Below are 9,741 nucleotides of genomic sequence, written 5' to 3' on the forward strand. Positions count from 1 at the left end.
AATAAGAGCCAGCACCGGCCCCCGCCGCCGCACCGGCCCCCGCCGCTGCACCAGCTCCGGCCGCTGCTCCAGCTGCTGCACCGGCTCCGGCTCCGGCTGCTGCGGCGACTGAAGGTTCTTCGGAGTCCGGTTACGTCACTCCCCTGGTCCGCAAGCTTGCCAACCAGCATGGCGTGGACATCGCTTCAGTCTCGGGCACCGGTGTCGGTGGCCGTATCCGCAAGCAGGATGTCCTTGCCGCTGCCGAAGCCAAGCAGGCAGCCGCAGCCCCCGCTGCATCGGCTCCTGCGGCTGCTCCGGCCGCCAAGGCTGCTGCCCCGGTCGTCGCGTCGTCGCTGCGCGGCACCACGGAGAAGGCCCCGCGTATCCGCCAGGTCATCGCCCGCCGCATGCGCGAGTCCCTTGAGGTCTCCACCCAGCTGACGCAGGTGCACGAGGTCGACATGACCAAGATCGCCAAGTTGCGCCTCAAGGCCAAGAACTCGTTCCAGGCCCAGAACGGTGTCAAGTTGACCTTCCTGCCGTTCATCGCCAAGGCTGTGGCCGAGGCTTTGAAGCAGCACCCGAAGCTGAACGCTGCTTACGACGAGTCCAAGCAGGAAATCACTTACCACAACGCCGAGCACCTGGCGATCGCCGTCGACACCGACAAGGGCCTCCTGGTCCCCGTCATCTCCGACGCCGGGAACCTGAACCTTGCGGGCCTCGCCGGCAAGATCGCCGACGTCGCAGGCCGTACCCGAGACGGCAAGATCGGTCCGGATGAGCTTTCCGGCGGTACGTTCAGCATCACCAACATCGGTTCTGTTGGCGCATTGTTCGACACCCCGATTATCAACCAGCCGCAGGTCGGTATCCTCGGGACCGGCGCGATCGTCAAACGCGCCGTCGTGGTTGCCGACGAAAACGGCGACGACTCGATCGCCATCCGCTCCATGATGTACCTGTCCCTGACGTATGACCACCGCCTGGTGGACGGCGCGGACGCCGGTCGCTTCCTCCAGACCCTCAAGGCCCGCCTTGAGGAAGGTGCCTTCGAAGCGGACCTGGGTCTCTAGGACTCAGCTCCCGTAGGCGGCGCCTACAGGACAAAAGGGGCAGGCTACCGGGATATCCGGTGGCCTGCCCCTTTGCTGTGCCCACTCGCGTGGCTTTGCTACGGGACGTAGAACCAACTGGATAAGCTGGGGGCATGAGTATTCTCTTCAGTATTTTGGTGTTCTTGCACATCGTCGGCGCAGCCATGATTGTCGGCTACTGGATCGCCACCCTCAGGGAGCCCACCGTCCACCCGCGCCAGCGCGACGGCGCTTTCGTCCAGCTCCTTACGGGCATCGCCATGATGGGGCTCTTCCCCTTGTTGCCGGACGCCGATCCCAACTACTTCAAGCTTGGCGTTAAGTTCGCTATCGGCGTGGCAGTTGCAGTCCTTGCCGTCATCGGCTCACGCAAGGTAAAGAACGGCGAACCCGTATCGACTGGATTGGCCCACGGTGTAGGTGGCCTTGCGTTGGTGAACATCGCGATCGCCACCCTCTGGAACTAATCCGGGTACCGTCCACTCGGCATTGCCCTGAACTACGGCAGCCGCCCCGCCCTGCATTCAGGCAGAGCGGGGCGGCTGCTGTCTATGGAATTCCTACTCCTGGGCGATGCAGAACTCGTTGCCCTCGGGGTCCTGCATGACGTCCCAGTGAAAGTCCGCGATGTCATGCCCCTCTACGAAAGTAGCGCCCAACGATTCGGCCCTTCGCCTGAGAGCCGTGGCATCGTCGTCGTGCAGGTCCAAGTGAAGCCGGCGTCGACCCTCGGTGGGAGCAGCGACCTGCTGAAATGCCAGTTGAGGGTAGCCAGGTTGCGAGGGCTGCAGCCAGATGAAACCTTCATGCTCGGCGGCAACGGGCATGTTCAGCAGTTCCGACCAGAAGGCCGCCAAGTGGGCTGCGTCGACGGCGTTGATCATGATCGTCGCGATTCTGGGTCCGCGGCCACGCGCTGCGATGACCCGTTCTTCGGTATCCATTTGGCCAGTCTAGGGGTCACAATCCACTGACAGCGGAATGGCCGTGCGGTCCGGCAGCCAAGTCCATAGGATTGATCCCGGTGGCACCTGCCGAAGGCTGGTTGCCGACTCACAACGACCCCAAGGAGTGGACATGGCAGCAACACGCACCGCACACACGGTTTGGAACGGCAACCTGATTGAAGGCGCCGGCAACACAACGCTGGACAGCTCAGGCCTGGGCACGTTCGATGTCACTTGGAAGGCTCGCACCGAGCAGTCCGGCGGCAAGACCAGCCCCGAGGAACTGATTGCGGCTGCCCACTCCGCATGCTTCTCCATGGCTTTCAGCCACGCTCTTGCTGGTGAAGGTTTCACTGCTGAAGAAGTGCACACCAAGGCTGATGTGACCTTCGTTCCCGGCACCGGTATCACCGGCAGCCACCTGACAATGACCGCCAAGGTTCCGGGCCTTTCTGAAGAAGATTTCCGTCGCATCTCCGAAGACGCAAAGACCGGCTGCCCCGTTTCGGGCGCACTGGCCAGCATCGAGATCACGTTGGATGCCACGCTGGCGGCGTAGCATCACCAACGCCTGAACAGCAGAAGAGCCCCGGCAATTCCCCTCACGGGAAATGCCGGGGCTCTTCTGTGCTTGACCCGCCTGCTAGCCCTTTTGCGGACGTGAGGGCAGTGGTGCCGGCCGCACCTTCCGGTAGCCCTCACGCAGCGGGGGACGATCAGTTGGCAGTTCCTGGATCATTTCCTTGAGCGCACCGATCCCGTACTCCAGTTGCGGATCTGTTCCGGCAGCGTAAGCGTGGGGTGGGAAGAGGACTTCGATGTCCGGCTCCACACCGCGGTTTTCAACGTCCCACCCGATCCCGCCACCGAACCAGGTGGCGTAGCGGGGCTGCGTCACACCTGTACCGTCGGCAAGGGCAAAGCGGTTGTCGATGCCCACCACGCCGCCCCACGTCCGCGTACCGATGACCGGGCCGATGCCCCTGAGCTTGGACACCTGGGTGATGATGTCACCGTCGGATCCGGCAAATTCGTCTGCCAGAATGATCACGGGCCCTCGCGGCGCGTGGTGCGGGTAGGTCCGCGGCTTCTCTCCGCGCGGCATGCTCCATCCCGTGACCTTCCGCCCGATCAGTTCGGCTACCAGTTGGGACGTATGCCCGCCACGGTTGCGACGCACATCCACGATCAAGCCATCCAGCGCCGTTTCGGTGTCGAGATCGCGGTGGAGCTGTGCCCAGCCGTTGGCCATCATGTCCGGGACGTGGAGGTAGCCGAATTTGCCATCCGAGGCCTCACGCACCGTACGACGGTTGGCCCTGACCCAATCCTGGTACCGCAACCTCTCCTCGTCACGGACAGGGACCACAGCCACTCGACGCTGGGCACCTGCGGCTTCGCCATGTCCCTCACCGTTCAGAAGCGTCAGTTCCACGGTTCTGCCTGCAGCGCCCACCAGCTGCATTGCCGGCGTCAAGGCCGCGGAAAGTTCGACGCCGTCAATCGCCAGAAGGACGTCGCCCACCTTCGCATCCGCTCCGGGACGCGTCAACGGTGAAGTCGCCAGGGGATCGGACGACTCCCCCGCCAGTATCCTTGTGATCTCCCAGCCGTGCTTACCGAGCTGCAACTCAGCGCCGAGCCGGCCCTGGCCGTTACGTCCGGGCTCAGCCACTGCGGCCGGTTTGACATAGGCGTGGGATGTCCCCAGCTCGCCATGAATTTCCCACAGCAGGTCAACCAGATCGTCGTGGGAACCCAAGCGATCCACAATCGGGCGGTACCGCTTATACACGGAGTCCCAATCCTGGCCCGCCATGTCGGCGGTCCAGAAGAAGTCCCGCTGGAGGCGCCACGCCTCATCGAACGCCTGTCCCCACGCGGCCACGGGGTCAAGGGTGACGCGGACCCTGTTAAGTTCCACCTTCACCAGGTCTCCGGATTCCTCATCCACCTTGGCGTCAGCCGGCACGGACGTGATCTGTTGATCCAGGATGTACACAACCCGTTTGAGGTCGCCCGACAAGCGGTATCTGTCCACAGCAGCAACCAGGGTGGTTTGCTTCCGCTTTGCCAGGTCATAGCGCACCAGTGATGGTGAGGTCTTCTTATCCTGCAGGGTGCCCTTACCTTCACCGGTGACGCCCGAGAGTTCAGTATCGAGCCACAAGAGTGCACCGTCCCCGACAGCCAACTCCGAATAGTTTCCCTGGGGCACCGGGACTGCGATGACACGGTGCGCAAGGCCGTCCGGGTCGACCCGCACGGCAGGTGCGCCGCCGTCGTCGGACTTTGTCGGGGTGGCCGGGGCATCCTCAAGTGCGTCGACGGACGGGCCGAAGGGTGAAGGAGTAACCGCAGCCAAGGCAACCAGGTATGGCTTGATCGGGCTCGGGAACGACAAGTCGAAGGAGTGGCCGTCATAGACGGGGTCGAAGCTTCGGTTGGACAGGAAAGCAAGGAACTTCCCATCAGGGGTGAACCGTGGCGATTCATCGCAGAAACGGCCATCCGTGACATCCATGATGCCGGCCCCAGGCTCACTTGGTCGGGCGATCCGGACTTTGCTCCGCGAGCCAAAGGAAGTGACGGGTTCGGACCATGCGAGCCACTGCGAGTCACCGGACCACGCCAGTTGATCGATGCTGCCCTCACCAACGCTGACGAGCCGTGTCAGAGTGCCCACCGCGGTATCGGCCACGAAGACGTCACCGAACGAGGTACCGACGGCGAGCCAGCGGCCATCCGGGCTGGCTTCCAGGGCACTCGTGCGCGTAGGCGACGGGAAATCAATGCGGACATCTACCGGATCCTCCGCTGGTGCAAGACCTGTGGGCGTCGCCGATCCGCTCACGGTGTCTGCTGACGGTTCGGCTGCCTCGCCGGATTTCCCGCGGGCTGCGTCCCCTTCCGGAGCAGTCCCCCCGGCCGATGGCTTTATGGTGGCGGTTGTTGACGCCGAAGTGCTCCCCTGCCCGAGCACATTCGACGCGGAGACAGGCTTGGGCAATGGATCTGCGTCATCGACCAGAGGGGGCTCTGGATCAACCTTTGCAGGCACCTCAACAGCTGCAGAAAGTCGCGAAGCAATGCGCTTGATGTACACGGCTTCAACGGCCCCGTGGTCAGCGACGTACGCAATCCGGCCATCAGTGAGCGGACGTGGCAAGCGGGCTCGGACTCCGGGCGTCGCTTCCACTACCCGTGAGGGACCGTCCTTGTGGCGAAGCCAGTGGAGGGTCCCGTGCGATTCGACGGCGCTGGCTGTGCCAGCGGCGTTGGGAACCACATCGCCAAGGTGCGCAGATGCTTTGAGCGGTGCAGGACGGCGGGCCGGAGACGCTGAACCCAGGGTGATGTTCAGTTTGCCGGCCTCGGCATCCCCGCCAAGCGATGGGATCATCCACAGTTCTCCGGCAGATTCGAAAATGACCCGGTTGCCATCAGTGCTCGCGTGCCGGACGTAGAAGTCCTCGTGGTCGGTGTGGCGGCGCAGCCCCGACCCATCGGGCAGCACGGAGTATAGGTTTCCATACCCCTCATGGTCTGAAAGGAAGGCGATGCGCCCGTCGACCCACAGCGGGTCGGTAACGTTGCCATCCACCTCGGGGATCAATCGATCGAACTCACCGTTGCCGTCGGCGTCGATCCACAGTTTGCCGGCGGTGCCGCCACGGTATCGCTTCCACCATGCCGGCTCGCGGGAAAGGACGCTTGCCAGGACAACGGGCTTCTCGTCACCGATTTCGGGACCGAACGCAACTGACTCAACGGGACCAAAAGGAAGTTCGACGGCGGCACCGCCGTCAAGCGGGAGACTGTAGGCATGCGTGTGCCGGCTTTCCGCTTGTTGGAAAGCACTGGTGACCACCACGTTTCCTGCAGGGGTGAAGCCCTTGACTTTTGTGGTGCCGTGTCCGAAGTAGGTCAACTGCCTGTATCCACCGCCGTCGACGTTTGCTGTCACGACCTCCGGTGACGTGCCGACAATCACCGTCCAAACAAGCCGCTTCCCGTCGGGAGTGAAGCGGGGGTTCCTGGCCGGCAATTGCTGCGAGGAAACACGCCAGGCACGGCCGCCGGACAGGGGTGCGATCCAGATGTCGTCTTCTGCCACAAAAGTGACCAGATCGCCGTGCACATGCGGGAAACGGAGGTAGCTGGAGGAGGTCATTGTTCGATCATAGTCAAGAGGCGCCCACCCTCAGCCGCACCGACAGGCGTTTCCGCCACACACGCTGCCCATGGTGAGATGGGTCATGAGAATCGTGATGTCCGGAGCGTCGGGAATGATTGGAACTGCACTGTCGGAGCATCTGCGGGGACAGGGCCATGACGTCATCCGCCTGGTACGGCGACCTGCCAGGGACACTGGCGAATGGACGTGGGACCCGTCGGCGGGAGAACTCGATGAGGCCGTCCTGGACAACACGGATGCCGTAGTCAACCTCTCCGGCGCCGGCATCGGGGACCGCCCGTGGACCAAACGGCGGATACAGGTCCTCCGGGATTCCCGGCTCCAAGCCACCGGGACCTTGACGGCCGCCATGCGACGACTGGACAATCCGCCAGCCACCTTCGTCAGCCAGTCCGCGTCCGGCTACTACGGCGCCTCGCGCGAAGGCGTTCTGCGTGAGGATTCGGGCCCCGGCGCGGGCGTGCTGGGCAGTTTGTGCGTTGAGTGGGAGCGCACTGCAAGGACAGCGCCACCGGGCGTACGGGTAGTGACTCCGAGGACGGGCGTGGTGCTCAGCACCTCTGGAGGCGCACTCGGGCCGCTGCTCCCCTTGTTAAAGCTCGGACTCGGTGGACCGTTTGGGAACGGACGCCAGTACTGGCCTTGGATAACATTGACCGACGAGGCAGGCGCCCTGGCATACCTCCTCACATCCGACGTCGATGGGCCCGTGAATGTTTGCGCACCGGAAAGCGCGGATGTCAATGCCATCGTCGCTGGCCTCGCGAAGGCGTTCCACAGGCCCGCCGTGTGCCGTGTCCCCCGGCCTGCCTTGCGTCTGGTTCTCGGACGGCTGGCAGATGAACTCGTGTTGGCCGACCAGCGAATGGAGCCCGTCCGGCTGGCGGAGGCTGGTTTCAACTGGCAACACCCATCGTTGACTGATGCCATGACGTGGTTGAGTAAAAGCACTGCGCGCTGATCTGCTCCTCAACTCATCACCCAGCGGCGTTTGGGGCAAGGATCCCGGATATCCACCACCGGCCGTCTGTGCGAACCATGTGCAAACGGAGGTCTTGCGGCGAACCGGCGAGCTGGGTGCGTGTCACCGCACCCGACGAATCGCGTTCCTCGAAGGTGGACGTCGCCACCATAACGGCCACGAACACGTCATTGGACTCCGGGGATCCTTCAACGGTCACCCCGGACAACGTCGTGGAAAACCCGGCGAAGACCGTTCCTGACTCGTTGAGGTGATCCGCCACCTGCTTGTCGGCTGCTTCAGCGGGTGATCCAGGCGCGTTGACCAAGGCCAACAGGTCAAGGCGTCCTTGTCCCAGGGCGACATCACGGACGGATGACAATGCCCTTACCGCCACTGCCGGATCCTCAGCTCTAAGCCCTTCGGCAAGTCCACCGGGCAGGTCCGACGAGTGAGCGGGAGCGGTTGATGATGCAGGGCCCGGTGCTGGCACAAGACCGGGTGCGATGTTTTCAATTGCCTGCTGCGAAACGGTCCACCCACCAGCGCCAATAACCATGCCGGCCGCCAGGACCAGGGCAAAATTCTTGATCCGTGTGCCCCTGCCTCGACGCCGGCGGCGTTCCAATCGGATTGTGGCCTGTGGTCTACCCCGCAGAAATCGACGGAACCGGCGTATCCATGGCGGCGTGAGGCGCTGTGAACGACCCAACGCCTCGCGCCGGGTAAGCAGCTCTGGAATCACGGAGGGATGCACAGCTCCGGACAAGTCCAGTGGCTCGGGAGCAGCGCTTCTGAAGATCGCCGTACCAAGTTCCCGGGCAGTCGGACGCACCTGGGGATCGGCGTCAAGCGCAGCCTCCAAAGCAGCCACGAGGGACTTTGGAACATCCGGAACCAACAGAGACAAAGGTGGGCGGTGCCGGGTATCTGCCGGCGCAGACCCGGTTAAGCAATACCATCCAACGGCTGCCAGCGAATAGACATCACGCTGTGGCTGCAGTTCGCGCCGGGCATGATCTCCTGTGGTGACGACTGAGGGGTCCCTGAAACCGGGGGTTCCTGCATCCAGGATTTGCTGAGCGCCGCCCACCATCGAGGCCACGCCGAAGTCTGCAAGCAGTGGCATCCCCTCTGCCGTGAACAACACATTGCCCGGCGACACATCTCCGTGCACCGCACCGTTGACATGCAGGTAGTCCAAAGCTTGGGCAATGGGGGTCAGCATGGTCACCGCTTCACCCACGCGAAGACTGCCCCGCCCGGACATCAAGTTGGCCAGTGAGCCACCGGCGGCGTAGTCCATGACAATCCCAAAAGTCTCCCCGGCATTGCCAGTCACAGGCAGGACTTCATGAATTCGAACGAGGTGCTGATGCTTGAAGCCTGCGAGAAGCCTGACCTCCCGCGAAACAACTTCTGTGATTGCTCCGCCGCTGTTGCTGTCCCCGGCTGCTCCCCCGCCACACTTGATCGCAAACCGCGACCCGTCACTGTTCCTTGTCACGAGCCAAACTGTTGAGCTGCTGCCTTGGCCCAATTGGCGGGATGTCTGGTAACCAGGAACAAGGGGCACCACGCCGGTGGGATTATCCAGAGATTTCATAGACAAGGTCTACCGGACCACGGGATTTCCCGCAGAAGTTATCCACAGGGCGCCCGCTTGCGCCCGCTTGGCAACGCCAGCGCAGGATGCGACTGAGAGGTTCGCCACAAAATCATGGCCACTGTCCTGCTGGGTCTAAGCTTGAACCCATGACTCTTGAGTTTTCACAACTGGGTCTTGCCCCGGAGTTCGTTGATTACATGCAGGGCTGGGACCTGCAACGCGAGATCCACAACAAAGTTGTTGCGGGCGAGCAGAACAGCACCGTCTTGCTCCTGGAGCACGCTGCCGTCTATACGGCCGGCAAACTCACGGAAGATCACGAGCGCCCCTTTGACGGGACACCCGTTGTGCCCGTGGACCGTGGCGGCAAACTGACGTGGCACGGCCCCGGCCAACTGATTGCCTACCCGATTCTCAAACTCAAGAACCGCGCCGGTATCCGTGACTACGTGGAACGGCTTGAGGCCACCATGATCGCGGTCATGTCTGACTACGGCATTAACGCAGTCACCGTGAAGGGCCGGGCTGGAGTTTGGATTCTTGCAGACGAAAAGGGCCCGGACCGCAAAATTGCCGCCATCGGCATACGCGTCCTGGACGGTGTCACCATGCACGGTGTCGCCATCAACTGCAGCAATGACCTGGCTCCTTACGCACAGATCATCGCCTGTGGGATCACTGACGCCAGCGTCACCACCATGTCGCTGGAAGCAGGCCGGACCATCAATCCTGCCGACATCGTTGACCGCTTCGTGGAAGAGTTCCGCAAGCATGAAGAAGCACTCGTTTCCACCCCCGAAGGAGCACTCCAGTGACCTTGGCACCTGAAGGCCGTAAGTTGCTGCGCGTTGAGGCGCGTAACGCGGCGGTCCCGGTTGAACGTAAGCCCGAGTGGATCAAGGCCAAGGTCCAGATGGGTCCTGAGTTTGTCCAGCTCAAGAACCTGG

General features: G+C 62.9%; 7 protein-coding genes and 2 pseudogenes. 6 read left to right on the forward strand and 3 right to left on the reverse strand.

Features of this window, described 5'->3' with window-relative positions:
* Window positions 1-11: 11 nt before the first annotated feature.
* Together sucB and GVL04_RS23590 are read left to right on the forward strand one after the other, a co-directional pair.
* Window positions 12-1,058 (forward strand): annotated as a pseudogene (sucB, locus tag GVL04_RS23585) (2-oxoglutarate dehydrogenase, E2 component, dihydrolipoamide succinyltransferase); the annotation flags it as partial.
* A 134-nt stretch (window positions 1,059-1,192) separates the two neighbouring features.
* On the forward strand, window positions 1,193-1,546 hold the full coding sequence (locus tag GVL04_RS23590) for a hypothetical protein (RefSeq protein WP_159709066.1): 354 nt from the start codon (window positions 1,193-1,195) through the stop codon (window positions 1,544-1,546).
* A gap of 93 nt (window positions 1,547-1,639) precedes the next feature.
* Here GVL04_RS23590 and GVL04_RS23595 read toward each other — a convergent pair whose 3' ends face one another.
* On the reverse strand, window positions 1,640-2,023 hold the full coding sequence (locus GVL04_RS23595) for a VOC family protein (RefSeq protein ID WP_159709068.1): 384 nt from the start codon (window positions 2,021-2,023) through the stop codon (window positions 1,640-1,642).
* A gap of 133 nt (window positions 2,024-2,156) precedes the next feature.
* Between GVL04_RS23595 and GVL04_RS23600 the strand changes: the two genes are divergently transcribed.
* The gene (locus tag GVL04_RS23600; RefSeq protein WP_159709070.1) at window positions 2,157-2,585 is read left to right on the forward strand and encodes an OsmC family protein; all 429 of its coding nucleotides are present in this window, start codon (window positions 2,157-2,159) and stop codon (window positions 2,583-2,585) included.
* A gap of 84 nt (window positions 2,586-2,669) precedes the next feature.
* Here GVL04_RS23600 and GVL04_RS23605 read toward each other — a convergent pair whose 3' ends face one another.
* The gene (locus GVL04_RS23605; protein ID WP_159709072.1) at window positions 2,670-6,200 is read right to left on the reverse strand and encodes a S41 family peptidase; all 3,531 of its coding nucleotides are present in this window, start codon (window positions 6,198-6,200) and stop codon (window positions 2,670-2,672) included.
* 85 nt (window positions 6,201-6,285) lie between these two features.
* Between GVL04_RS23605 and GVL04_RS23610 the strand changes: the two genes are divergently transcribed.
* Window positions 6,286-7,185 (forward strand): TIGR01777 family oxidoreductase, encoded by a 900-nt coding sequence (locus GVL04_RS23610; protein WP_159709074.1) that lies wholly within the window; start codon window positions 6,286-6,288, stop codon window positions 7,183-7,185.
* A gap of 16 nt (window positions 7,186-7,201) precedes the next feature.
* Here the strand turns inward: GVL04_RS23610 and GVL04_RS23615 are convergent, their stop codons facing one another.
* Window positions 7,202-8,791 carry a serine/threonine-protein kinase gene (locus GVL04_RS23615; protein ID WP_159709076.1) on the reverse strand — a complete coding sequence of 530 codons (1,590 nt, stop codon included), beginning with the start codon at window positions 8,789-8,791 and terminating at the stop codon, window positions 7,202-7,204.
* 149 nt (window positions 8,792-8,940) lie between these two features.
* Here GVL04_RS23615 and lipB point away from each other — a divergent pair, with 149 nt between their 5' ends.
* Both lipB and GVL04_RS23625 read left to right on the forward strand, forming a co-directional pair.
* Entirely contained in the window at window positions 8,941-9,609 is a 669-nt protein-coding gene (lipB, locus tag GVL04_RS23620; RefSeq protein ID WP_159709078.1) for a lipoyl(octanoyl) transferase LipB, read from the forward strand.
* A pseudogene (locus GVL04_RS23625) lies at window positions 9,606-9,741 on the forward strand (lipoyl synthase); the annotation flags it as partial. The gene lipB and the pseudogene GVL04_RS23625, both read left to right, overlap by 4 nt.

The organism is Arthrobacter sp. 18067 (assembly GCF_902706295.1).
Classification (GTDB): domain Bacteria; phylum Actinomycetota; class Actinomycetes; order Actinomycetales; family Micrococcaceae; genus Arthrobacter.